We start from the raw sequence: 25075 nt of genomic DNA, 5'->3' as shown, positions 1-25075 counted from the left end.
AATGCGCATCGCACTAATCGGTACACGGGGAGTGCCTGCGCGTTATGGCGGATTTGAAACGTGTGTAGAAGAAGTGGGCCGAAGGCTAGCTGAACGCGGGCATGAAGTTACTGTCTACTGCCGGCAAACTAACGCAAGTTCTCCTCCGCCAACAACGTACTTGGGAATGAACCTGGTGACGCTGCCGGCGCCCCGGCGCCGGTCCTTGGAAACCTTGGTGCACACGGGGCTTTCCACTGGCCATCTTCTGGCCCATCGTGTGGACGCGGCAGTGGTTTTCAACGCCGCCAATGCGCCGTGGTTGCCGGTGCTGCGAGCCGCACAAATTCCTGTGGCCACTCACGTTGACGGGTTGGAATGGCAGCGGGCCAAATGGGGCAGTGCCGGCAAAAGCTACTACCAGTGGGCAGAACGCATGGCCGTGCGTTTTTCCAATGCCCTCATTGCCGATGCCGCCGGCATCCAGGAATACTACGCCACCAAATATGGCGCAAAAACTCATTTGATGGCCTACGGCGCCCCCATTCTGGGGGCCATAGGTTCGGAGAAACTTCGCGGCATCGGTTTAACACCCGGTAAGTTCCATTTGCTGGTTGCTCGCTTTGAACCCGAAAATCATGTGCACACCATTGTTGAAGGCTTCAGCCGTAGCGATGCAAAGTACCCGCTGGTAGTGGTGGGCTCGGCACCGTATTCGGAGCAGTACACCCAACAAATACACAACGCTGCTGATTCACGGGTGCGGTTTCTGGGCGGAGTATGGGACCAGGACCTTCTCAACGAGCTCTACTCACACGCCTTGGTGTACTGGCATGGGCACTCCGTGGGAGGGACCAACCCGTCTCTGCTGCGAGCCATGGGTGCCGGTGCAGCCACCAATGCCTTTGACGTGAATTTCAACCGGGAAGTACTCGCAGACGCCGGCCAGTACTTTTCTACTGAAGAACAAATTCCCGCACTGGTAACCGCTGCAGAATGTGCCGAATCAAACGTTGCCCTCCGTGGAGCAAAGGCCTTGGCACGGGCCGGAGCGTATTGCTGGGATGACGTTGCTGATAGTTATGAGAATCTGTGCCTGCGCTTAGTCAGGCGGGATCTGGGCCGGGTGGTTCCGGTGCCGGAGATTGAACTCAACGCGCCGCTGAGGCGCCACACTGTGGTTCCGGAGCATGGTGCATCACGATGAAATCTAGAACAACGGTGCGTGTGTTGGAATCTTTTGCTGAACCGAGGCCCACAACCAATCCTTATATTGTGCAATTGGCCCGGGCTCTGGAACAGGAGCCGGGGTGCGAGGTGCTCACATTCTCCTTCAAGCGTGCGCTCTTTGCGCCTTACGATGTTTTTCACGTTCACTGGCCCGAGGTGATTTACGCTGGAAACCGCGGGCTCAAGGGCGTTGCCCGTGAACTGTTGTTTGCCGCGGTCCTGGCCCGCCTTCAACTATCGGGGAAACCCGTGGTGCGAACCCGGCACAATATAGCGCCGCATGAATCCCTGTCCCGCAGCCAACTGCTGTTAGAAGGGTGGCTGGGGCGCCTGACCCGCGTAACCATCACCCTCAATAGCAGCACCGGCCATGGCCCGGACATGCCGGCCTCCACCATCTTGCATGGCCATTACCGGGACTGGTTTGCCGGCATCGCTGTTAACAAACCCACACCAGGGCGCATCACCTTTTTTGGTCTGATCCGTCGCTATAAGGGAGTGGAAACCCTGCTCGAATCCTTTCTGAAAACAGAGCTGGCGGGATTGACCCTATCAATTTCCGGCAAAGCCGCAACGGAAGAGATCAGCCACAACCTTCTGGAGATGGCACAGGGAGATGACAGGGTGGAGTTCGATTTCCGCTACCTCTCCGATGCCGAGTTGGTGGCCTCCGTCACCCAAGCAGAACTGGTTGTTCTGCCGTATTGCGCCATGCACAATTCAGGTGCTGCCATGGCGGCGCTGTCCTTAAACCGTCCGGTACTGCTACCTGATACGCCCGTCAACCGGTTGTTACAAGAAGAGGCAGGGCCCGGATGGGTGTATCTGTTCAGGAATGAGCTCACGGCAGCCGCTGTAGAAGGCACACTCATGCGTCTGCGCGAGCATTCCCCCAGAACCGCACCGGACTTATCGGCACGGTCATGGCAGTCCACAGGTGCTGAACACCTGCGGGTTTTTGAAAACGCGCTTGACCACCAAGCGAAGCACGGTGCGGGGATACACAGCAGGCTTGCCGTCAATTCAGATGTGGGTTAGGAGGGGCCATGGCGCATATTTCAGGGGGAACTCCCACAGCTTTCGCCTTGCTAGTTGTCAACTACGGCTCTTCGAACCTTCTGGAGGAAAACCTCCAAGGACTTGAGCTGAAAGCAGCTGGGGGCCGCATTGTCATTGTTGATAATTTCACCAGTGCCACGGAACTAGCCCGGCTCAACGTGCTGGCCACCCGTTACGGCTGGAGCGTTCTAGCGTTGGAGAGCAACCGGGGATTTGGCGCCGCTGTCAATACTGGGGCAGCTGTGGCCTTGAGCGAGGGGGCCCAGGCGCTGGCAGTGCTCAATCCTGATGCCCGGATTGACACCGGTGACCTGGTGGCGCTGGTCTGCGCAGTCGCTGCCGAGGCAACTCTCATGGCCGCACCCCTGATCAGGACCAGCAGTGGCGAGGTGTGGTTTGACGGGATGGATTTGTACTCGGCCTCGGGGAGGGTGGCGAGCCGCCGCCGTCCGCTACCGGATGCACCGCACCAACCGTGGCTGTCAGGAGCCTGCTTTGCCATCTCCGGGCAGATGTGGCGGACAGTGGGCGGCTTTGATGAAGATTACTTCCTGTATTGGGAAGATGTGGACCTCTCACGGCGGGTTGTCAGTCACGGCGGGCGCCTGGCTGTCCTTCGCGAAATTTCCGCGGTGCATGACCCTGGCGGAACGCAAACCGGGGTAAGCGGGGAGGGGACCAAATCAGAAATCTACTATTTCTACAACATCCGCAACCGCCTGCTCTACGGCGCTAAACATGTTCAGGGAAAAGAATTCCGCAGCTGGATTTATGCAACACCCAAGGTTTCTTACGAGATTCTGTGCCGGGGCGGGCGTAGGCAATTGCTGCGTTCACCGGCACCTCTGCGCGCCTATGTCCGGGGAATTCTCAGCGGGTTGGTAAGGGCGCGTGAGATCCGGACCCGTGCGCCAGAGAAACAGCTGCGCAGGACCTCGCCGGCATCGGGTGCCGGAGCAGTAATCAGCGGAACACTAGGGAATAGGTGAAACCATGAGTCACTTTGGCGCAAACAGACTGGCACCCGTGGCGCTCACGGTGTTGGTGGCTTTTTCCGCAGTTCTGTTCTCCGGATGTACCTCAACCACGGCGGCGGATCCCGCACCGCTGGCTGGTTCCTCGGCGGGAGCCAGCGCTGCATCCACAGCGGTTCCCACAGCGGTTCCCACAGCGGTTCCCACGGCGGCGTCCCCGGCTCAGCCGGTGGCAACACCAAGCGTGGCGCCAGGGAGAAGCAAGCCTGTTCCGGCGCCGTCGGGCGGGTCCATTTTGCAAAAGGTTCCCGCAGTCAGCCCCGGGCCGGTGACAAAAGTTGAGCTCAACAAGACGGCGGCCCTGCCGGATAAGGTCTCGATCACCGTCTCCAAGGCAGAAGCCTTGGAAACAAAAGCAACCACACCGGGTGAAATTGCCGGCCCGGCCGTGGCCATGTTCGTTTCCATTCGCAATGGTTCGCTCAAGAGCATCAGTGTCGATTCGGCAATAGTGACACTGAGCAATGCCAGCGGTGTTCTGGGGCAGCCAACAACCTCAGACCCATACCTGCCCTTCTCAGGGGAGCTTGCACCCGGAGCTTCTACGCAGGGCGTTTACGTATTTCTTATCCCAACGAATGCCAGAACCGGGCTGAGCCTGTCAGTGGAATATGCCGCCGGTCAGGCAAGCGCCCAATTTGTGGGCAGTGTTTCCTGATGCGCCATGACAACCGAGGTGGACAAGCGATGAAAACCATTACCCGAGCACTGCGACGGTCCTTCATATTCCTGGCTGCGCTGCTGGGCGCATTGAGCCTCACTGTCATGGGTTTCACGGTACCCGCCCAGGCAGCAGATCTGCTGCCTGGCCCGGCCCCCATAGAACAGCGCAGCGCCACCACTGTGACAAGTGACCGGCTGCCAACCGTGCAGATCGATTCCGGGGTGGTGTGGACTCAACAAATCATTGGGAACATTGTGTACGCAGGCGGAGCGTTCACCAATGCCCGCCCGGCTGAAGCTGCCCCCGGCACCAACCTCATGCCGCGCAGCAACCTTCTGGCGTATGACATCAGGACGGGCATCATTACATCCTTTGCCCCCAAGATCAACGGCACCGTGAAATCGCTCGCGGCATCCCCGGATGGAAAACAGCTCTACGTGGGTGGTTCCTTCACATCCGTTGACGGCCAGACTCGTTTTAATCTGGCGGCCTTTGATGTAGCTAGCGGCACGCTTTTATCCACCTTCAAGGCGGCGGTGGGTGGCTCCTATGTCAACGCCATTGTGGTGACAAATACTGCGGTTTATGTTGCCGGGCTCATCGGTGCTGGCAACGGCGTTGTGCGCAAGAGCTTCGCCGCCTTCACTACCAGCGGCGCTCTGCTTGCCTGGGCGCCCACCTCTGATTTGCAAGTGGACGCCATGGTCCTGACCCCGCAAAAGGATAAGTTGATTGCGGCAGGCCGCTTTGGCACCATCAACGGTGTTTCGCAGCGCGGGCTGGCTGCCCTTGACCTCTCCTCAGGAGCCTTGCTTCCGTGGCAGGCACCCACCATCATTCAAAACGGTAAGGGAAGTGGCAGCGGCGCCGGCAAAGCAGGAATTTGGGGACTCACCACGGATCAAAACGCCGTGTACGGAACAGGCTGGGTATATGCCGATATCACGGTGGGAAACCTGGAAGGCACCTTTGCCGCCGCACCAGAAGACGGTAGCATCCGGTGGATTGCCGATTGCCACGGAGACCATTACGGGGTTTATTCGGACGGCACAACTGTCTACACCACCAGTCATGAGCACGCGTGTGAATCGGCCGGTGGCATGGTGCAAAAGCAGCCGCAAAACATGCGCAACGCCAGCGCCACCACGGCAGCACCCAAGGGCACGCTAAGCCGCAGTCCGTGGGTCAACAGCATTTACAAGGACTGGAGCGGTTACCCTGCCCCCGCTGTGGTGGACTGGTATCCGGATTGGCTCACCGGGACCGCCACAGGCATGGGACAGGCGGGCTTCTCCATTGTTGGAACTGGCGGTTTCATCTCTGTTGGCGGTGAATTTGTGGGCGTCAACAACCAGCAACAACAAGGACTGGTCAGGTTCTCCTCAAACCCGCCGGGCGGTCCAAAGCAGGGCCCACGGCTGTCAGGAACAGCATGGACCCCCACGGCCAAGTCCGTCGCAGCAGGTTCGGCACGGGTGAGTATCCCGGCCAACTGGGACAGGGATGATCTGTTCCTGAACTACAGCTTGATGCGGGTGGGCAAGGCGCAGCCAGTGGCTACGAGCACCGTGCAATCCACCTATTGGAACCTGCCAAGCATCACCCTGACCGATACAGGGCTCCCTCCAGGCTCGGCCCAAAGCTACTATGTGGTGGCCTCTGATCCTGATGGCAACAGCGTCTCGAGTCCACAAGTCTCGCTAACCATTGGCACTGCTGTGGCATCGCCCTACGTGAGCGGTGTTCTCAATGACAACCCCTCCCTCTTCTGGCCTCTGGGCGGTACGGCGGCTACCGCTGCGGCTGACTGGGTTGGCGGCAATGATGGCAAGGTTGGCACCGGAGTTGGAACAACGCCCGCCGGGGGAGGAGCCATTGCCGGGGATACGGCACCAGCCTCCACCTTTGACGGCACCGCCAACGGTGTTATTGGCTCCACCTCCACAGTGGCAGCGAACCCCGCGTTCTCCACTGAGCTGTGGTTCAAGACAACCACCACCAGTGGCGGCAAACTCATGGGGTACGGTTCCAGCAATTCAGGAACTTCTTCCAACTATGACCGGCATGTTTACATGCTGAACACCGGGGCACTGTCCTTTGGTGTCTACACAGGGGCAACAAAGACAGTGACCAGCGCCAAAGCCTACAACGACGGCGCCTGGCACCACATAGTTGCCACTCAGGGAAGCGCCGGCATGGTGCTCTACGTGGATGGGCAGGTGGTGGGCAGCGATGCCCAAACAACTACGGCCCAGAGTTTCTTGGGCTACTGGCGGGTTGGCGGAGACACTCTGGGAAATTGGCCCAACGCGCCCACCAGTAACTACTTCAACGGCACACTGGATAATTTCGCTGTGTACAACAGTGCACTCTCTGCGGCGCAAGTAGCCTCACACTACGCACTGGGAACAGGTCAAGGGGTGCCAACAGCATCGTTTACCGCAACATCGAACAACTTGGCGCTCGCCGTCAACGCGTCGGCGTCCACAGCACCGTCAGGGCAAACCATTGCCTCTTATCAATGGGACTTTGGTGACGGCACGCCAGCTGGCACTGGCGTCCAGGCTAACCACAACTACAGCAACCCCGGAACGTACACCGTGGTGCTCACAGTTAAAACCGGATCTGGAGTTCCGGCCACCACCTCCCGCACCGTCACGGTAACCGCTGCGAATGTGGCTCCGGTGGCTGGGTTTGCTGCGGTGGTTTCGGGGTTGGGGGTTGCTGTGGATGGTTCGGCTTCTGCGGATGCGGATGGTTCGGTTGCCTCGTATGCGTGGGCTTTTGGTGATGGGTCTACGGGGACGGGGGCGACGGCGGCCCATACTTATGCTGTTGCTGGTAGCTACACGGTGTCTTTGGTGGTCACTGATAATCAGGGGCTTGCTTCTGCGGCTGTGACGAAGTCGGTGACGGTGGTTGCGGATCCTGTGGAGCCGGCGAATGTTGTGGCCAAGGATGCGTTTGGGCGCACTGTCAGTAATGGTTGGGGTTCTGCTGATACTGGCGGGGCATGGTCTTTGACTGGTTCGGCGGCGATGTTCCAGGTTTCTGGCGGTGTGGGAAAGATGCCGTTGGGTGCTGGTTCAACACGGTTTGCCACGTTGGGTTCGGTCTCTTCTACGGATACGGATTCTGCGGTGACGGTGGCGTTGAATAGTGTGCCTACTGGTGGTGGGAACTATGCCAGTGTTGCTGGGCGGCGGGTGGATGCGTCCTCGTATTCGATGAAGTCCTGGGTTAAGGCTGATGGGTCTGTGTGGTTGGTGTTGTTGCGGGATTCTGTGACGTTGAAGTTGGTCCAGGTTCCGTCTCTGACGTATTCGGCGAACATAGTGTTGAACCTGCGGTTGCAGGTGACGGGTACTTCGCCCACTACGGTGCAGGGGAAGATTTGGCCGGCGGGTCAGGGTGAGCCTGGGGTGTGGTTGGCGTCGGCTACGGATAGCACTGCTGCTTTGCAAACTGCTGGCAGTGTTGGGTTGGGTGCTTATCTTGCCGGTTCAGCTACTGCTGCTGTTCAGACTAGTTTCGATGATTACGTGGTCACTACCAGCCAAGCCCCCGCCGCGAATGTGGCTCCGGTGGCTGGGTTTGCTGCGGTGGTTTCGGGGTTGGGGGTTGCTGTGGATGGTTCGGCTTCTGCGGATGCGGATGGTTCGGTTGCCTCCTATGCGTGGGCTTTTGGTGATGGGTCTACGGGGACGGGGGCGACGGCGGCCCATACTTATGCTGTTGCTGGTAGCTACACGGTGTCTTTGGTGGTCACTGATAATCAGGGGCTTGCTTCTGCGGCTGTGACGAAGTCGGTGACGGTGGTTGCGGATCCTGTGGAGCCGGCGAATGTTGTGGCCAAGGATGCGTTTGGGCGCACTGTCAGTAATGGTTGGGGTTCTGCTGATACTGGCGGGGCATGGTCTTTGACTGGTTCGGCGGCGATGTTCCAGGTTTCTGGCGGTGTGGGAAAGATGCCGTTGGGTGCTGGTTCAACACGGTTTGCCACGTTGGGTTCGGTCTCTTCCACGGATACGGATTCTGCGGTGACGGTGGCGTTGAATAGTGTGCCTACTGGTGGTGGGAACTATGCCAGTGTTGCTGGGCGGCGGGTGGATGCGTCCTCGTATTCGATGAAGTCCTGGGTCAAGGCTGACGGGTCCGTGTGGTTGGTGTTGTTGCGGGATTCTGTGACGTTGAAGTTGGTCCAGGTTCCGTCTCTGACGTATTCGGCGAACATGGTGTTGAACCTGCGGTTGCAAGTGACGGGTACTTCGCCCACTACGGTGCAGGGGAAGATCTGGCCGGCGGGTCAGGGTGAGCCTGTGGCGTGGTTGGCGTCGGCTACGGATAGCACTGCTGCTTTGCAAACTGCTGGCAGTGTTGGGCTGGGTGCGTACCTTGCCGGTTCAGCTACTGCTGCTGTTCAGACTAGTTTCGATGATTACGTGGTGACCACCAGCCAAGCCCCCGCCGCGAACAAGGCTGCTGCTGGGCCCGACGCTAAACTAGCTCCCGCACCGGCACCTGCACCTGCTCCGGAGGCTAAGCCCGGACCGGCGGCACCGGCTCCTGTTCCGGCCCCTAAGCCCGCTCCGGTGGCGCCCGCGGCTCCGGCTGCGCCCGCCGATCCTCCTGCAGTCCCGGCCCCGCCTGCTCCGGCCCCGGCAGCCCCGGCTGCGGCGGAGGTCCCCACGCCTGAGCATGTTGTTCTAGTCATGATGGGCAAGCGGTCATCGGCTGATGTCATGGGCAACCAAGAGGCCCCTTTCATCAATTCGCTGGCCAAGGACGGGGCAACAATGTCCAAGACGGTGGCTGGGCCAGATAACCTGAGCCTGTTCTCGGGGCAGACCCAGGACGCCGCCGGTGGGCTTTGCCCTCAGGCGTTCACCACGGACAACATTGCCACCCAGCTTGCAAGCGCCGGCAAGACTTTCACGGGTTTTGCTGAGGATCTGCCCAGCGCCGGATTCACCGGCTGCGTGAGCGGCCGCTATGCAGGTGTCAATAATCCGTGGGTGAATTGGCCCGCTGTCCCGGCCTCGGCCAACCAGCCTCTGACGGCGTTTCCTTCCGACTTCTCCAAGCTGCCTGCTGTCTCCTACGTGGTTCCTAACCTGGACCATGACGGGCACCAAGGCTCCATTGCTGACAGTGATGCTTGGCTGAAGAAGAATTTTGGCGGGTACGTTGCCTGGGCACAAGAACACAATAGTTTGCTGATCCTGACGTGGGGCGCAGCAGCTGATGGGCAGCAGATCCCCACTCTCATCACCGGCCAACAGGTTCTTCCGGGAACGTACACGGAAGCAACCACACCCTTCAGCGTTGTGCGCACCCTGGAAGACGCCTTTGCCTTGCCGGCCAATGACGCCAGCAAGGCCGCACTTCCCATCACCTCCATTTGGCAGAAATAGGAAGGATAAGCATCCATGATTCTCTTGGTGCACCCAACGGCGGAACTCTATGGATCCGACAGAGTTTTCCTGGCAAGCGTTTCCGCCATGATGCAAGCAGGTCACACAGTGTTCGTGTCACTGGCGGAAGCAGGCCCGCTGGAAGCGGAGCTCCGCTCCCGGGGCGCGGAGGTCCTTGTCTGCCCCAGCCCCATCCTGCGCAAGAGCATTTTCACACCACGGGGCTTTGTCCATGCCGTGACAGAGAGCCTGCGGGGCATAACCCAAGGCTCGCGGCTGATCCGGCAGCTGCAGCCCGAGCTCATCTACGTCAATACCATCACCATTCCGCTGTGGAACATGCTGGCAAAAATGCACCGCATACCACTGCTGGTCCATGTCCATGAGGGTGAAGCGTCAACCGGGGCCTTGATGAGAAAAGCGTTGGCGTTGCCGTTGTTCGCAGCGGACGCCATTGTTGCCAACAGCAATTTCAGTGCCGGAGTCATCAAGAGCTCCTTCAAGCGGCTGGGCGCCCGGATCCAAGTTCTCTACAACGCCGTGCCCGGGCCGTCCACCCCTGAACCGGTGCGCACTGAGCTTGCGGGTCCTCTGCGGCTGGCCTACATTGGCCGGCTCTCGCCGCGCAAAGGTGTGGATGTGGCCATCGACGCGCTGTCAATCCTCAAGCAACGGGGTGTTGATGCAAAACTAGATCTGATTGGTGCCGTCTATTCCGGCTACGAGTGGTACCAGGACCAGCTCCACGAACAGGTCCGTGACTACGGACTTGAGACAAAGGTACGCTTCCGGGGCTTCAAGGAGGAGATCTGGGACTTGGTGGCACAGAGTGACATTGTTGTGGTGCCTTCCCGCGCGGATGAACCCTTCGGGAATACGGCCGTCGAGGCCATCCTCGCTGGACGGCCGGTCATTGCTAGTGAAACCACAGGCTTGATTGAAGCCATTGCCGGTTACCAGGCGGGAGCTCCGGTCAGGGCAAATGACCCCGTGGCACTGGCCAACGCGGTACAAAACATGATGGCCACGTGGGCTGACATGCAGGAACGGCTCACCCGTGACTTACAGACGGCCAAAAAACGCCACAGTGTTGACGCCTACACGGATTACCTTTCCGAGATTGTTGATCAGATCATCTCGCCCAGAGAAGTCCGTGTCTTTGGCGCGTCCAAGGGCTAGTGTGGTGCGTAATCCCCGTTACAGGGGCGGGCAGTATTCATTCTGGGGGCATTGCCAATGATCGTTGAAACGAGCACGAGATGAGTGAATCCGTGGCCGAGGATGCACAGTCTCACCGGGGCCGTTTTCGTGCCACCATGGCACAGCTTGAAACGGCCCAGAAAAAGCGGGGACGCGGTGCGCCAGCCTATTCCATCTATGTCAACCGGCCTCTTGGCAGGCGTGTGGCCGCAGCGGCTTTCCTGCTGGGGCTGGCGCCCAACACCGTCAGCTTGATCAGTGCGTTCTTTACCTTCAGTGCCATCATCTTGTTAGCGGTGCTGCCACCAACAGTGTGGCTGGGAGCCCTTGTCACAGCCCTGCTGGTCATTGGCTACGCCTTTGATTCTGCCGATGGTCAGGTGGCCCGGCTCCGCGGCGGCGGTTCACCGGCGGGGGAGTGGCTTGACCACGTTCTTGATTGCATCAAGTGCTCAACCCTGCATCTAGCTGTATTGCTGAGCGCATTCTTGCATTTCAATCTGAGCCCGCAAGGTTGGCTGCTGGTACCTCTGGGTTTCAGCATGGTTTCAGCTGTCTCCTTCTTTGCCAGCATCCTCAACGATCAGCTCAAAGCCAGGCATCCTGGCCCCGAGAACTTCACCGAACTGAAAGCCAGCACACCCCTGCGCTCCCTGGTGGGGCTCCCCACGGACTACGGCGTCCTGTGCCTGATTTTCCTCTTACTCGGCTGGCCCCAGTATTTCTTCGTCATCTACACCCTGATCTTCGCCGCAAACTTGGGCTACCTGATCCTGGCCTTGCCGAAATGGTTTGCTGATATGAAGGCCCTGGCATGATGAACGGCACCGGGGCGGGGCCAGCCGCGCTGCAACCTCAAGCTCCAGGGCCCTTGCAGGTGCTGGTCCTCTGGGCAGACGATAGCTCACCGAACCTAGGAGTCCGTGCACTGGGCCGAGGAACCGCAGCGCTGGTGCGGCGCGTGTGGCCAGACGCCGCCATCACCTTCGTGAACTACGGGCACGGTTCCCCGCACCTGCCCATGGGCCGGCTACGTTCACTGGTGCGTGAGCAGGTCACCGGGCGCCGCGGCATGCAGAAGTGGCTCTCTGGCTTTGATCTGGTTATTGATACCCGGTCAGGAGACAGCTTCGCTGATATTTACGGTTTGAAGCGGCACTCCATCATGACGGCTGTGGCAGCGTGTGTGCGCCGAGCCGGAATTCCCTTGGTGCTAGGCCCGCAGACCGTGGGGCCCTTCAACTCCAAACGCGGCAGACTCCTCGCTAGAGGCTCCCTCTCTAGTGCCAAAGTGCTCATGGTCCGGGACGCCGAAAGCGCTGACGCCTCCGCCAGGCTGGGCCGGGCCGTGGATGTGCAAAGCACGGACGTTGTCTTTGCCATGGAAGTCCCCCAGGTAGAGAAAAGCCGGGACGTGATCCTGAACATTTCCGGATTGCTATGGAATCCCAACCCCCACGTTGATTTCCGCTCTTACCGGGATATTGTGACCCGCCTGCATGATGGGCTGCTCGCACAAGGGAGGCAGCTGACACTTCTGGCCCACGTCCTAGACCCTTACCCAGGGGTGGGCACACAACAGCCCACCAGTAAAGATAATGACGTTCCGGCCATCAGGGAGTTCATGAACAGTGCGCAAAGCCAGGCCGAGGTGCTTATCCCTAAGGATCTTGATGAGGTCCGTGCCGCAGTGGCATCAGGCAACGTTGTCATTGGATCTCGGATGCACGCTTGCCTCAACGCCCTCTCGGTTGGTACCCCCGCCATTCCCTTGGCCTACTCCCGGAAGTTTGAACCGCTGCTGCGGGATCTGGGCTGGCAGCACACCGTTGACTTGCGGGACACGTCCACGGATCCTGTGGCAGCAGTCCTCCACCAACTTGGCGCAGACGCCATGGCCGGCGACCTTGCGGCCCTATCCGAAAATGCGCAGCGCCTGCTGCTCCGGGCCGAGCAAGCACTGCGGTCCCTTTCATGAGCCCACACGAACGGCTAGACGCCGCCATCAAACGTGTAGTTGAGGCAGATAATTGCTCCGGTTGTGGGGGCTGCGTGCAACTTGATCCAGGGCTCAGCATGGAATTGAACGCGGAAGGCTATCTCCGGCCCGTCCGTAAGAGTCCGGACGTTTACCCACCAGAGGCTCGCGCAGGTACCCCAACAGGTGCTGCCGGGAGACCGGGGAGGGATGTGGAACGCGATTTCGCTGCGGCGTGCCCCGGCGTCCGGGTTGTAGCTCAACGGCCTCCCGGATCACACCGCCATGCCCAGCTCGGTCCTGTAGTCCAGGCCTGGGAAGCGTGGGCAAATGATCCAGCAGTGCGCCATGCTGGCAGCAGCGGCGGCACACTCAGCGCACTCTCCGCCTGGCTTTTGGAGACCGGGCAGGCCGCAACGGTCATTGGCGCAGCCTCTGATCCGAACAATGCGCGAAGGACCGTGCCGGTACAAATAATCAGTAAGGAGCAAGCCCTCAAAGCTGCCGGTTCCCGCTACGCCCCGGTGGCAAATGCCTCGGTACCCGGTGCTCGGGACGCTGGCACAGCCTTCGTGGGTAAACCGTGTGAGGTCTCTGCCATCCGTGCCCTGGGACCCCGTGGCGAACGCGCCAGCGCAGAAGATGGGGGAGAGGCGGCTGCTGGCGAGGGCCCTCTCCTATTGTCGTTCTTCTGTGCCGGCACTCCCAGCCAGAATGCCACGGACCGTCTAGCCGCTGATTTGGGGGTGGCAGAAGGAGCCGGGGTTAGTGAACTTCGTTACCGCGGGCAGGGGTGGCCGGGAGACTTTTCCATCACCGACACCGATGGCACAGTGCGGAACGCTAGCTATGACGAATCGTGGGGTCAGTACCTCGGTCCAACCACGCAATGGCGGTGCAAGATTTGTCCTGATGGGGTGGGGGAGAGTGCAGACATTACTGCCGCAGACTTTTGGCGCACCGACGCCACCGGGTACCCCCTGTTTACCGACCGGGCCGGTATTAGTGCCCTGATCGCGCGCACGGAACGGGGCAGGAGCCTTGTGCTGGCCGCAGCCGCTGCCGGTGTGCTCACTCTCAAGGCAATGGACGTGGCTGAACTGGTGGCCGTCCAGCCACTGCAACGAAAACGCCGCGAAACACTTTTAGCCAGGCTGGCCGGCACCCTGGCTGCCGGCGGGTCAGTGCCACGATTTTCCGGTTTTTCCCTGTGGCGTCTGGCCCTGCCCCGGCTCAGGGAATCCCTCCGGACAGCGCGCGGAACCTTCCGGCGGCGCCGGGGTCTGGACCGGGAAAAGCAGCGCTAGGTGCGCGTTTACAACTGCTTCTTGCGCAATCTACTAGCTGCGGAGAGCAGATCCGCCACGTCCCGCCTCACCGCCGGGACAAAAAGTCCCAGGGCATAAACAAGTACGGCTGCGGCCATCGCCACCAGCACTTGGGCCCACCTGCCTTGGTTGGCCAGTAATACAGTTGCCAGGAAGGCGCTTGCGGCGCCTAGCCCGGCCAGGGCTGACATGCGCAAGAACCCCGTCACGAACATTCTGATGGGCACCTGCTCCACTGAGCGAGCAATCCAATACAGCGAGAGCGGCCACTTCAAGAACGTGGAAATCAGGTACCCCGCCGCAACACCGTTGACGCCCCAAAAAGCACCCACCACCAGAAATACCACCTTGACCCCAACGCCCACCAAATTGAACTTGAACAGGGCTTTAGTGATGCCCTTGGAGACATAGATCCAGTAGCCAAAGTAGGCCAGCGTCTGGAAGATGGCGGCGGCAGAGAGCATGCTCAAAATGGGTGCTGAGGCCACCCACTCATGCCCCAAAAGGATGTCAGTGATAGGGACGGCCGCCCCCGTGGCAACGGCAAGACCAGCCACCAGTGTGTAGCCCAGGGCAAGTTGGCCCACCCGTGCAAACTCCCAGTACTTAGCGCCGGCATCCTGCAACCTGGACAAGACAGGAATGGCCACATTGGAGATAGGACTGCGCAACTGGTTGGCAATGTTCATGACCAGTTGATAGGGCCGGTTGTAGTTACCAAGCGGGGCAGCACCAAACACCAACCCAATTGTCACGGTGTCGGCGTTATTTCCCACATACGTAACAACCTGGGTTGCCACCATGTGCCAGCCGAAACGCAGGAAACCACCTATCTGGGTGCCACGCCTGGGCCGTCCGGGAAGCCAGCGGGAACAGATCACTGAGGCTAGTAAAACAACCAGTGAGGAGATCAGCACTTGAAGGACAAGAGACCAAACACCGAACCCGGAAAGAGCAAAGGCAATAGCAGCCGCCAGCCCAACCACGGTTGAGAGGAAATCAATCACAGCCAAGGCCGTAAAGCGCAGAGAGCGCGTCAGGCTTGCCCGGAATTGAGTGGCAGCACCATTGACCAAGAACACCAGTGAGAGCGCCTGGATCAAGGGAACCAGCTCATCGTGTCTGAAGAAGGCGGCTATGAGCCACGCCCCGAAGTAGACGCTCAGGGCAAGAACAACACCAATAGCGGTGTTGATCCAGAACAACTGATCACGCTGTTCCCGGGACAGCGTTTTGGCTTGGACAGCTGCCTGTGAGAGGCCAAAGTCCCGGAAGATCTCCGCAACTCCCGCTACGGCCATGACCATGGCGAACAAGCCGTAATCGCTGGGGCTCAACAACCGGGCCAAAATGATAACTGACAATGTTTGGAGCAGGACCTTGGCTCCTTGACCCACCACGGTGACGGCTGCACCGTGAACGGCCCGGCGGCCCAGTCCCTGTCCTTGGCCCAGACCTTCTCCCAGGCCGCTTTCCTCAACTCGTGGTTCCACAGCCCTCACCCCAACCGGCTGCGCACGTACGGCACTAGCGGATCAGCCGGGGTGGACAGCCCGGTACGGTCCGTAAGCCTGGTGGCTGTAGGGGTTTGGGAGGTTTCCAAACGTAGTTCCGGACCGGCAAGGCGCTGCGCCAATTCCGGGAAAGAAGAATAATGGGGGCCCAGCACATGAGTGGCCGCTGCCAGCATGTACACATCAACAACGGAGGAGGAGAGCGCCGGCTTACTGTTGTAAGGCCCCTTGTTGGCATTGCCGTGGGTGTGAGAGAAATGCTTTTGTACCTCGGCGAAGGCCTCGGGTGTGTCAGCGGAAACGTAGAAAGGTACTTCTGGCCACCATTGCCGGATCTCCCGCATGCGGTGCAGGTACCACTCCAAGGGCGAATGCTTGAGTGTTTCCTGATGAGCGTTGCTATTGGTGCGGATCATGACCCCAATGAACGGAACACCGCTGGGGCCATCCGCGAAGGCGGACTGGATGCTTGAACGCACAGCTTCGGCGGGGCTCAGCGCTCGCAGCTCCTGCTCCCACGGCGTGCAGTCAGGCGGCAGTAGCAGTGCGTGAGCAGTACGTATTTGCCATACACGCTGGGCCCTGGCCGCGGCATTGAGCCAGAGCAGCTTGTTGTCTTTATAGGGAAAGCACGGGGAAACTAGGCGTGATATTGCCGTGCTCACCAAGGGTTCCTGAAAATCCCAGAGCTCGCTGAACGCGGCACCAAACATCTTTCCCACGGGCCACGTATAAGCAAAAGCACGCCCTTCAGCACGGGCAAGGATCCGGGCACCCAGCACGGCCCTGATCCGGTTTCCCAAGCCATGGTGCTTGTCAGTGACGGCAATGAGCGCGGGATTGCTCAGCAAACCCAACACTTCATGGGCCAGTGCAGACATGGCTAGTCTGTTCCCTGTGAAATGTGAGCCCGGCTGCTGTCAGAGACAACACTGTGCGGGACACGGGTCTTCTCGAGGTGAGCTGGCTCGCCTTTCCCCTCCGTGTAATAGACATCGTGTAGCCGCAGCGGTTTGACACGGTTGAGGATAATTCCCGCCACGTGTGCACCCGTGGCGTCGAGGGCCTCTGACGCCTGGTCAAGTTGGGCCTGATGCAGTTTTCGCGAATCGACCACCCAGACAATCGAGTCCACCAACTGTGCAATGACGGCCACATCGGCAACAGCCAGCACCGGCGCGGTGTCCACTAAGACAACGTCATACTTCGCTTTGGCTTCTTCGAGCAGGAGGCGCATGGGTTCAGAGCCCAACAGTTCGGCTGGGTTGGGCGGGATGGCACCAGCGGCGAGGACATCAAGAGACGTTGATCCCAAATGCTGGACCGCGTCATCGAAGCTCACGTCTCCAACCAATACCGTTGTCAGCCCCACGGCGCCTTCAAATCCCAGAGATCCTGCCACGCTTGGCCGGCGCAGATCCGCGTCAATGAGCAGGACCCGGTCCTTGTTTTCGGCCATGATGATTGCCAAGTTCAGGCCCGTGAGCGTTTTGCCTTCTGAGGGGATGGCAGAAGTGATGGCGATGGCTTTCATCTGATGGCTTGCCGCCGCAAATCTCAACCCCACTTTGATCTGGCGGAATCTTTCCGTGGCGGAACCGTTTGGTGCCCGCAAGGCCACAGGCCGGGAGTCATTACTGGCCCGGTTCTGCGCTACTGTGCCCAGCAGTGGGCGGTCGCTCATGCTCTTGAGAACAGCGGTGGAACGGACTCTGGTATCCAGCATCACCGTCAGAGCAATGGCAAGAATAGAAAGAGCTCCACCAAACATGCCGCCCAACAGGGCATTTTTTCGCTTATCGGGCGATGACTGGAACTGTGCTGGGACGGCAGGTTCAATAACATTGACAACAATTCCGCCCTGCTTGGTGCTTTCATCGGGAGAAACCTTGGTCACCGCAGCCGTCAAGTTCTTGGCTATGCTGTTGGCTGTCTTAGCCGAGAGCTCCCGGTTAGTGGTCCCCACTGAAATATCGAGAATAGCCGTGTTTTGGGGGGCCGAAACACTCATGCTGCGACGAATGTTCTCTTTAGTGGCTGCCGGGCCAAGATCCTTCAGGACCTGATCCAAAACTAAGGATGAGGACGCTAGCTGGGCAAAGGAGAGCATCTGGTTTTGCGTGTACGCGGAGCCTTGATTGATATCAGTGGCTGAACCAGCGCTACGCAATGAAAAGAACAGCGTTGTGCTGGAGGTGTAGACAGGTGTCACCGTAAATGACAGCGCAAACGCGGCTAACGCAGCCACTGCAACGGCCACCAGCACCACATACCAACGTTTGGCTAGGGTGGGCATAATGCGTGCTGAACGCGCCGTGCCTGCTGTCATGATCGAAGCCATGGTGCTTCCTCTCCATAAACCTTCAGGGGGGCGGTGGTGGTGGCGGTGCTTGGGCGGGTGTGCGTGGTCAGTGCGAGGGCTCCGGCGCCCAGAGTTGTTACTGCACGGGGATATGTTGCCACCGCCAAGCCCGCCAGAAACCATGCCAGCGTTGCGTACTGAGTGATCAATGCAACGGTAGCGAAGGCTGGGATCATGCCGGTCACTGCCACCGCTGCCGGGGTGGCCCGCTTAAACATCACCGTGAGAACACAGCAAATTATTGCGCCAATCAGCAAGAACACTGGGATGAGTCCAAACCGCAGGGCCGTCAGGACCAGCTCGCTGTCAATTGATTGGAAAGTACCGTAGTAGATCTTTCCATCCGCACTTGCTGTCCAACTCTTCGCCAAACCCAGGAAGGAAGCCGTATCGAAGAGGGAAAATATTTCCCCCCTGTAAGCGGCACTTCCCGTGGCTTCGCTACCGGCGGCGGAAAATACTTCAGCCAGCAGCGGAAGGCCAACAAGGGAACCAGCAGCCAAAAGGCCGGCCACTTTCCAGCGAAACGCCGGCAGCATTTCTCGGTGCAAGGTGAGTAAACCGATGACAAGGGTCAAGAGCAGAACTATCATCCCAATTCGGCTAAAGGTGAGCCCTACCGCCGTGGCAAGGATCAGCAATGAGAGCAGCTTCAACCACTGTGGCCAGCACACCACAAGGATGAATACCGAACACATCGCCAGGCTGGCGCTAAGGGCAATGGATTGCCCAAAGGCTCCTTCTACCCTGAGCTCGCCCCCTCGATAGCGCAAGGTGTGCCAGGCCTGGTAGAGATTGTTGTTCAGTTTGATTAACACGAACAGATTCTTCCCGCTCAGGAACTCGGCAATGGCCAAACAGGACGCTGCCAATGCCCCCGTTGCAATGCAGCTGTAAATCCATTGGGGGTTAACGCGGGAGGGCATGAGCCGCCCTCCCATGTAAGGGATCATCCACCCCCAGCAGACAATCACCAGGTGGCCCCACTGAACCCAACCCAGAGCCCACCCCAGAATCACCAAGGTGGCGAAGGAACCAACAAGAAAATCGACTACGGAAAATCGGAATCCATGCACTGACGATGACGCAATGACCAACAGGGTGACAACGGTTATGGCTGAATAGAAAACACCCACCTGTGCGCCCAGCCAAATGGGCACGCAAAAAAGTGTGGCGGCCCATACCGTCATCATGGATTTTGGAGACCGCCTGAAAAAGAACACGAGGATCAAGAGCGCTGCGAGGGCAGTTCCCAGAAGAAGCGGCGTGCGAATAAGGGATTCGGTCATGGGGTTGACCCCGCACGTTGCCCGCTGAGTTGTTGGAGAGACGGAAAGGGCTCAGTGAACCTTGATGACGGGCATGTAGACCGCCGCAACCGGCATCACCTAGCTACCGTGAAGGCTGCGGGTACTGACAGGGCAGCGCTGGATGCCAACATTTCATCACGGAGGAGCTTGGTGCACAAAGCCCTGAGAGCAGTGATCATTGCGGACCCTCCATACGCTGCGTTTACCGGATTGAGCCAGAATACGGCGAGCCTAGCACACCACTTTGGGGTTTACGCTCAGATGAAGCAGTTGGTGCTGTTGTGGCAATTTCGTCACCAGAGAAGGGGCATTGCCCGGAGACTTCCCTGCATGATAGAGCTGTAACAAACCGTGATGCACGTTCCATCCGAGGGAATGATCTACAGTGGCCCCGGCAAGATGAGGAGAAGCGAGTGGAGGCACCAGCCAACCCTTCAGTGGTGATTGCCGTCTTGACGTATCAGCGCCCTGAGGATCTGCAACTTGCCTTGCCTAGGCTGTTGCAGCAGGCTGATTCAGCCACCATGGAAGCCACCGTGCTGGTGGTTGACAATGATCCCCAAGGCAGCGCCCGCAAAAGTGTCCAAGATCTGGCAACGGCCAAGTTACGTTATGTCAATGAAACCAAGCCAGGAATCTCGGCCGCCCGCAACCGGGCATTGATGGAATCCTCCGGTGCAGACCTATTGGTGTTTATTGATGATGACGAGGTTCCGGTGGAGAACTGGCTCAACCAGCTGCTGGAGGTGCAGCGGAGCACAGGAGCCACTGCTGTTGCTGGGCCGGTGCTATCTGAATACGCACACGAACCCTCAGAGTGGATCAAGGCGGGAGAATTTTTTACTCGCAGGCGAATGGCCTCCGGTACCCGGCTGAGTGTCGCCGCCACCAACAATCTGCTGTTGGATCTAGCCACCATCCGCAAATTGGGCCTGGAGTTTGATGAGCGGCTTGGGCTCAGTGGCGGATCAGATACTTTGTTTACCCGGCAGCTGGTGAAGCATGGGGCAAAAATGGTGTGGTGCGATGAAGCAGTAGTGATTGACAGGGTGCCGGAAGGGCGGCTCACCACTGATTGGGTGCTCAGAAGGGCGTTGCGCAGTGGTAATTCCTGGGCACGGGTTTGCCTTGAACTTGCCCCGGGCCCACTCCAGCGAATCTCCGCCCGGGTGCGGCTGGCCGGGCTCGGCGGAGTACGGCTGGTAGGCGGAGGCGGGCGCTACATTGCAGGAGTTGCAGTGAGGCGCATCAGCCACCGGGCCAAGGGGATGCGGACCGTCGCCAGAGGGTTGGGCATGCTCTCAGGGGCTTTCGGGTACGTCTACAGTGAGTACCGCCGCCACCCGCGTCAGTAGAGGCCGGGGTGCATAACGCCAAAACGGCCCCGGTCGTGAAATAAACACGTCCGGAACCGTTTAGGTGGTGCCATTGCTGGCCCAGGCAACGTTACTTGTTGAAGTAAATGCCCTTGTTGGTGCCCTCGGTCAAGGGGGTTTTGGTGTCCGCCCACTTGTTGGTGGAAAGCCCGGTCACCGTGCTGGCAGCGCGGTCCACAACGCGGATGGGGTACTTAGCACCGTCCCAGGCGTATTGGTTGTGGCCCAAGTAGTTGTTGCGCACAGTGATGTCAATGTGGCTTTGTTTGTTGGCGCTGTGATCGATGGTGATGCTGGTGAAGCCGCCATCAACGTAGTTCTGTTCAACAACAACATTCTTGAGCTTGGTGACATGCTGTTGCAGCAACATTGCCGTGGTGGTGTAGAGGCCACGTACCGGGGCGGCGCTGCCCTTTCCAGGAACCACATCACCAACAATGTTGTTGCCGGAGATTAGAATGTTCTCTCCACCCTGGAGCTGAATACCGTCATTGTGGGTGCCGTCCTTGTGGGCGGGGTCTTTACTCCAGTACGTCAAGGCATGGATGTAGTTTCCCTTGGCGGTGACATTGGCTGCCGCCGGGCCGGTGGGACGGTTGAAGATGCCGAGACCGTCATTGGTGCCCTTGATGTGGTTGCGGAGCGCCGTGTAGTCGTGGCCGACAATGCCATCACGGTAGTAGGAAGGGCTCTGCGGGATGATGGTTGAATCCTGCACCACAAGGTTCTTGACCTTGGCGTCATTGGCATCCACCACACCGGTGTTGGACTTGGGGATTTCCACTCCGCCGTGCAGACGGCTGTTCTTGATGGTGACATTTGCAGCGCGGACCTTGATGTCACCCCAGATCTCCATACCGTCCAGAACTGTTCCGTCCTGGGTGATGATCAGGGGGGCGCCACTGGTGTTGTACGGCTTCAGTGCCGTACCGGAGAGAACCCCTGTAGTGCTTTCGCTGGGCTTGTACGCACCCGGTACCAGGGAATCGCGCCCCTGATCGAGGCTGGGAATGCCTGGCAGGGCTGTGTTGTTTTCGGTGCTGCCGGAAACCTTCAGGTTGTCATAACGCACGGTGATGGGCGCGTTCGTGGCGCTGCCGCTGAGGTACCCGCCCAAGGCTACGGTGCCAGTGGTCTGAAGTGCTGCGGTGGAGTCAGTGACGGTGAGCTGGTTGGCAGGTAGCGGTGAACCTGAGGGCCAGACAACGGCACTCAGTGTGGTCTTGTCCAGACCTTTCAGGGAAACCTTGACATTGATGGTGCCGCTGGCTTTTGCCGTGAAGCCGCCTGCTGCGCTCTGCAGTAGTGTTTCAGCGCCGTTGACAATACGCACTGCGTCAAAACGCACGGCGCCGTTGGGGCTGACCTTGACCTTGAGGCGGTATTCGTTTTTGCCGGCCTGGCGGGGGGTGATGTACATGTACATGTCACCGGCCACGGGCAGCTTGTTCATTGAGAATGCAATTTGAGTATCACTGGTGCGGGAGCTGAAGCCGGAGAGTGAGTTGGAGAATCCTTGGCCGTTTTTGATCACAAGATTTCCGCTGCTGCCGTTGACTAGAGTCTGGCCGCCGGCTGCTATCCAGGTGCCACCGGAATCGGCTGCGCCCCAACCACTAGATACGCTCCTGTTGAAGGAATCTGTGGCGGTCACTGTGGAGGTGGCCGCCATTGCGGTGGCACTTCCGCCAAGTAGCGCGGCGGCTGCAACAGCTGCTGTGGCAGCTGCGGCAGTGAATTTGCGCGCGGTAAATCGGCGGTTTGGAACAGGGCTGTGCATGAAAATCCTTAGCTGGGGGGAAGGCGACGGTAATGATCGTAACCTTATTGTTATTAATCACCCAAGTTAATGGGTGTTGTTGGCCGTAACTTTCGGGTATAAGCATCATTGTGTGCCATTTGTACCAAGTAGGGGTTTTGTATTGAGGCATCCCCCTGTTGCAGGCATCTTTGGGTCATTTTGTGACGAATCAAAGTGGTTCAAATCACATGTCAGGCGAGGTTTTGTGATTGTTCACACAGAGACGTATTTGTTATCCATCACACTCACATCTAGCGCAGCTGAGGTGGTTTATGGACCTGTGGGTCGCGCACTTGTAGCTGCGCTGCAGGACTGACTTTCGGCGCTATAGCTGAGGACGTCCCAAGGCGCGGTATGTCCAGCCTGCCGAGCGCCACTTTTCCGGATCCAAGCAATTGCGTCCATCCACAATGGTCCGCGTGGCAACCAGGCCGGCCAGTTCATAAGGATCCATGGAAACGTACTCTTGCCATTCGGTGAGGACCATGATGGCATCGGCATCACGGACGGCTTCTTCTAGGGACTCCGTCAGAACAAGGTCAGGGAACCGTCTGGCGGAGTTGGTCACGGCTTTGGGATCGGTGGCCACCACGGAGGCGCCCTGAAGTTGCAATTGGGCAGCCACGCTCAGTGCGGGGGAGTCGCGCACGTCGTCGGAATTGGGTTTGAAGGCGAGCCCCAGGACGGCAATTCTTTTCCCCAGCAGGCTGCCACCGCAGACCTCCCGGGCCAGGTCGACGGTGCGGGAGCGGCGGCGCATATTAATGGAGTCAACCTCCCGCAGAAACGTCAGCGCTTGGTCAGCGCCCAACTCACCGGCCCGGGCCATGAACGCTCGGATGTCCTTGGGCAGGCAGCCGCCGCCAAAGCCCAGGCCTGCATTGAGGAACTTCCTGCCAATTCTGGGATCGTGGCCCATGGCATCAGCCAACTGGACAACATCAGCCCCGGAAACCTCGCACACTTCGGCCATAGCGTTGATGAAGGAGATTTTTGTGGCCAAAAAAGCGTTGGCGGCAACCTTGACCAGTTCCGCTGTGGCGAAGTCAGTGATGATGCGGGGCACTCCTGCGTGAAGCGCTGATGCGTAGATTTCATCCAGGACCAAGGTGGCCTCATCGTGGCCCGGCCGGATGCCGTACACCAGGCGGTTGGGGGAGAGGGTATCTGAGACGGCAAAGCCCTCCCGGAGGAACTCTGGGTTCCAGATCAGAATAGCATCGGGGCAGCTTTCCTGGATCTGATCGCTCAGGCGTGCCGCTGTGCCAACCGGAACCGTGGATTTTCCCACCACAATGGCGTCCGGGAGCAGGTGGGGGAGCAATGCTTCGATGGCGCCGTTGACAAATGTGAGGTCAGCGGCCTTCTCGTTTTTGCGCTGGGGCGTTCCAACAGTGAGGAAGTGAACCTTGCAATCCTTGACGGCGGCTATGTCCGTAGTGAAAGTCAGCCTGCCTGAGGCGAGTGCGTCAGCGAGCATTTCCGGCATGCCTGGTTCAAAAAACGGGGCAATTCCGGCATTGAGGGCATCAACTTTAGTAACGTCAACATCCACCCCCACCACTGTGTGCCCTAGATCGGCCATGCAGGCGGCATGAACCGCGCCAAGATAGCCACAACCAATGACTGAAATTTGCATGGAAACCCCTTTAGCCTTGCAAAGGAATACTGCCCTCTGATGTCAGGGCCAGTGTAGGCCATGGTGCGCGGCTAAGTGGTGGAAAGAAGTGGGCGGCAGCAGAGCCAAGCAGCAGAGCTAGGAAGTGCTCGCTAAGGAAGAGGTGCTGCACTAGGCTTCGGATATGCACGGTGGGTCACACCAGGGGAGGGGACTTGATGAGTGTTCCGCAGGCAGGTACACGGCTCCAATGGATGGATACTCTGCGGGGTTTAGCCATTCTTCTCGTACTTATCTGGCATGCACCAGCCATTCCGGCACTCTTTGGCTATGAGATGCCACTGTGGCTCGAAGCCGTAAATAACTTCTTCCTCCCCTTGAGAATGCCAACGCTCATGTTTCTTTCAGGGCTGTTGCTGACCCGCTCCATGGGCAAAGGGCTGAAGATATATTACGTGGGGAAGTTCAAAGCGCTCCTCTGGCCGTACCTACTCTGGGCCGGACTGCACATGGTGCTCTATGGCCACGGTCTTGAGTTATCAAGCCCCCGCGCATGGATTGCCACAGGATACTTGTGGTTCCTTTTTTACATCACCTGCTACTACATGGTGGCGCCCCTAGTAACGAAACTGCCCGCGTGGCTGCCACCCATTGCGCTGATAGTGGCTTCCATCCCGTTGGAGGACGGGCTGGCCAAGAAACTGCTTTACTTTGCGGGATTCTTCTTCGCTGGACACCTGGCCATGCAACACCGGAATATTCTCGCAAAACTCACGCAGTGGCCTATTGCGGGATACTGCGGTGCTGTTGCTGCACTCTTTGGGATTGTCTCAGCCGCCAGAGGCACTGAGCTGGCGTATCGCGGGGAGTTCGCTCTCTTTAGCCTGATGGGGATTGTGGCAGCAATTACCCTCACTGAGAAGTACTCCGCGGCGCGGTGGGTGCGTCCCGTTGCCTTCGTAGGCAGGAACTCCCTGATCTACTATGTTGCCCACTTTCCCATCATTTTGTGCGTGCTCTATTTGGTGGAGGCCATGGGATTAGGCAACGTGTGGCTGATTGCTATTCCGGGACTGATCCTCTCGCTGGTTATTTGCACGCTGTTGTCCAAGTGGCGTCAAGTCATTCCTGTGAGGTGGCTGTTCCAAGCGCCTGATCCTGCAAGGCTCGTAACCAGCCGCAGCAGGTAAGCCACCCCTGAGGTGCCA

At 58.9% G+C, this 25075-nt stretch carries 17 protein-coding genes; 11 read left to right on the top strand and 6 right to left on the bottom strand.

The window, feature by feature from the left end; genetic code table 11:
- The first annotated feature begins 1 nt into the window (after position 1).
- The 9 genes from RY113_RS07900 to RY113_RS07860 all read left to right on the top strand — a co-directional run bounded on the left by RY113_RS07900 (position 2) and on the right by RY113_RS07860 (position 13865).
- Positions 2-1186 carry a DUF1972 domain-containing protein gene (locus RY113_RS07900; protein WP_396334224.1) on the top strand — a complete coding sequence of 395 codons (1185 nt, stop codon included), beginning with the start codon at positions 2-4 and terminating at the stop codon, positions 1184-1186.
- Positions 1183-2247 carry a glycosyl transferase gene (locus RY113_RS07895; protein WP_315914152.1) on the top strand — a complete coding sequence of 355 codons (1065 nt, stop codon included), beginning with the start codon at positions 1183-1185 and terminating at the stop codon, positions 2245-2247. The genes RY113_RS07900 and RY113_RS07895 overlap by 4 nt, the downstream gene beginning before the upstream one ends.
- An 8-nt stretch (positions 2248-2255) precedes the next feature.
- The gene (locus tag RY113_RS07890) at positions 2256-3257 is read left to right on the top strand and encodes a glycosyltransferase family 2 protein (RefSeq protein ID WP_315914151.1); all 1002 of its coding nucleotides are present in this window, start codon (positions 2256-2258) and stop codon (positions 3255-3257) included.
- 4 nt (positions 3258-3261) lie between these two features.
- On the top strand, positions 3262-3960 hold the full coding sequence (locus RY113_RS07885; RefSeq protein ID WP_315914150.1) for a DUF4352 domain-containing protein: 699 nt from the start codon (positions 3262-3264) through the stop codon (positions 3958-3960).
- Between the two features lie 29 nt (positions 3961-3989).
- Complete coding sequence (locus RY113_RS07880) at positions 3990-9380, top strand: PKD domain-containing protein (protein WP_315914149.1); 5391 nt, start codon at positions 3990-3992, stop codon at positions 9378-9380.
- Positions 9381-9395: 15 nt separating this feature from the next.
- Positions 9396-10559 carry a glycosyltransferase family 4 protein gene (locus RY113_RS07875; RefSeq protein ID WP_315914148.1) on the top strand — a complete coding sequence of 388 codons (1164 nt, stop codon included), beginning with the start codon at positions 9396-9398 and terminating at the stop codon, positions 10557-10559.
- A gap of 80 nt (positions 10560-10639) precedes the next feature.
- Entirely contained in the window at positions 10640-11398 is a 759-nt protein-coding gene (locus RY113_RS07870) for a CDP-alcohol phosphatidyltransferase family protein (RefSeq protein ID WP_315914147.1), read from the top strand.
- Positions 11395-12558 (top strand): polysaccharide pyruvyl transferase family protein, encoded by a 1164-nt coding sequence (locus RY113_RS07865; protein ID WP_110104598.1) that lies wholly within the window; start codon positions 11395-11397, stop codon positions 12556-12558. Before RY113_RS07870 ends, RY113_RS07865 begins: the two co-directional genes overlap by 4 nt.
- Positions 12555-13865, top strand: a complete 1311-nt coding sequence (locus tag RY113_RS07860; protein ID WP_315914146.1) for a Coenzyme F420 hydrogenase/dehydrogenase, beta subunit C-terminal domain — start codon at positions 12555-12557, stop codon at positions 13863-13865. Before RY113_RS07865 ends, RY113_RS07860 begins: the two co-directional genes overlap by 4 nt.
- An 8-nt stretch (positions 13866-13873) precedes the next feature.
- On the opposite strand, the gene RY113_RS07855 is transcribed toward RY113_RS07860, so the two are convergent.
- From RY113_RS07855 to RY113_RS07840, 4 genes are read right to left on the bottom strand one after another with little or no spacing between them, the layout of a single operon-like run.
- Positions 13874-15379: a lipopolysaccharide biosynthesis protein gene (locus RY113_RS07855; protein WP_315914145.1), complete on the bottom strand. Its 1506-nt coding sequence runs from the start codon at positions 15377-15379 to the stop codon at positions 13874-13876.
- Between the two features lie 5 nt (positions 15380-15384).
- Positions 15385-16281, bottom strand: coding sequence for a hypothetical protein (locus RY113_RS07850; RefSeq protein ID WP_315914144.1), 897 nt, complete (start codon positions 16279-16281; stop codon positions 15385-15387).
- 2 nt (positions 16282-16283) lie between these two features.
- Positions 16284-17741, bottom strand: coding sequence for a polysaccharide biosynthesis tyrosine autokinase (locus RY113_RS07845; RefSeq protein ID WP_315914143.1), 1458 nt, complete (start codon positions 17739-17741; stop codon positions 16284-16286).
- Positions 17726-19051, bottom strand: coding sequence for a hypothetical protein (locus RY113_RS07840; RefSeq protein WP_315914142.1), 1326 nt, complete (start codon positions 19049-19051; stop codon positions 17726-17728). The genes RY113_RS07845 and RY113_RS07840 overlap by 16 nt, the downstream gene beginning before the upstream one ends.
- Positions 19052-19485: 434 nt before the next feature.
- Between RY113_RS07840 and RY113_RS07835 the strand changes: the two genes are divergently transcribed.
- Positions 19486-20427 (top strand): glycosyltransferase, encoded by a 942-nt coding sequence (locus RY113_RS07835; protein WP_315914141.1) that lies wholly within the window; start codon positions 19486-19488, stop codon positions 20425-20427.
- A 91-nt stretch (positions 20428-20518) separates the two neighbouring features.
- Here the strand turns inward: RY113_RS07835 and RY113_RS07830 are convergent, their stop codons facing one another.
- Both RY113_RS07830 and RY113_RS07825 read right to left on the bottom strand, forming a co-directional pair.
- Positions 20519-22228, bottom strand: a complete 1710-nt coding sequence (locus tag RY113_RS07830; RefSeq protein WP_315914140.1) for a right-handed parallel beta-helix repeat-containing protein — start codon at positions 22226-22228, stop codon at positions 20519-20521.
- Between the two features lie 346 nt (positions 22229-22574).
- On the bottom strand, positions 22575-23888 hold the full coding sequence (locus tag RY113_RS07825) for a UDP-glucose/GDP-mannose dehydrogenase family protein (protein ID WP_315914139.1): 1314 nt from the start codon (positions 23886-23888) through the stop codon (positions 22575-22577).
- A gap of 197 nt (positions 23889-24085) precedes the next feature.
- Here RY113_RS07825 and RY113_RS07820 point away from each other — a divergent pair, with 197 nt between their 5' ends.
- A complete protein-coding gene (locus tag RY113_RS07820; RefSeq protein ID WP_315914138.1) occupies positions 24086-25057 on the top strand; it encodes an acyltransferase in 972 nt (323 codons plus the stop codon).
- The last annotated feature ends 18 nt before the right edge of the window (positions 25058-25075 follow it).

The sequence above is a fragment of the Arthrobacter sp. lap29 genome (assembly GCF_032458965.1).
Classification (GTDB): Bacteria; Actinomycetota; Actinomycetes; order Actinomycetales; family Micrococcaceae; genus Specibacter; species Specibacter psychrochitiniphilus.
The sequence above is the reverse complement of the archived record's forward strand: the minus strand, read 5'-3'. Positions and strand labels throughout refer to the sequence as shown.

Coding starts and splice junctions, on each gene's coding strand:
- RY113_RS07900 (WP_396334224.1), top strand. CDS start 2: ATGCGCATCGCACTAATCGGTACACGGGGAGTGCCTGCGCGTTATGGC.
- RY113_RS07895 (WP_315914152.1), top strand. CDS start 1,183: ATGAAATCTAGAACAACGGTGCGTGTGTTGGAATCTTTTGCTGAACCG.
- RY113_RS07890 (WP_315914151.1), top strand. CDS start 2,256: ATGGCGCATATTTCAGGGGGAACTCCCACAGCTTTCGCCTTGCTAGTT.
- RY113_RS07885 (WP_315914150.1), top strand. CDS start 3,262: ATGAGTCACTTTGGCGCAAACAGACTGGCACCCGTGGCGCTCACGGTG.
- RY113_RS07880 (WP_315914149.1), top strand. CDS start 3,990: ATGAAAACCATTACCCGAGCACTGCGACGGTCCTTCATATTCCTGGCT.
- RY113_RS07875 (WP_315914148.1), top strand. CDS start 9,396: ATGATTCTCTTGGTGCACCCAACGGCGGAACTCTATGGATCCGACAGA.
- RY113_RS07870 (WP_315914147.1), top strand. CDS start 10,640: ATGAGTGAATCCGTGGCCGAGGATGCACAGTCTCACCGGGGCCGTTTT.
- RY113_RS07865 (WP_110104598.1), top strand. CDS start 11,395: ATGATGAACGGCACCGGGGCGGGGCCAGCCGCGCTGCAACCTCAAGCT.
- RY113_RS07860 (WP_315914146.1), top strand. CDS start 12,555: ATGAGCCCACACGAACGGCTAGACGCCGCCATCAAACGTGTAGTTGAG.
- RY113_RS07850 (WP_315914144.1), bottom strand. CDS start 16,281: ATGTCTGCACTGGCCCATGAAGTGTTGGGTTTGCTGAGCAATCCCGCG.
- RY113_RS07845 (WP_315914143.1), bottom strand. CDS start 17,741: ATGGCTTCGATCATGACAGCAGGCACGGCGCGTTCAGCACGCATTATG.
- RY113_RS07840 (WP_315914142.1), bottom strand. CDS start 19,051: ATGACCGAATCCCTTATTCGCACGCCGCTTCTTCTGGGAACTGCCCTC.
- RY113_RS07830 (WP_315914140.1), bottom strand. CDS start 22,228: ATGCACAGCCCTGTTCCAAACCGCCGATTTACCGCGCGCAAATTCACT.
- RY113_RS07825 (WP_315914139.1), bottom strand. CDS start 23,888: ATGCAAATTTCAGTCATTGGTTGTGGCTATCTTGGCGCGGTTCATGCC.
- RY113_RS07820 (WP_315914138.1), top strand. CDS start 24,086: ATGAGTGTTCCGCAGGCAGGTACACGGCTCCAATGGATGGATACTCTG.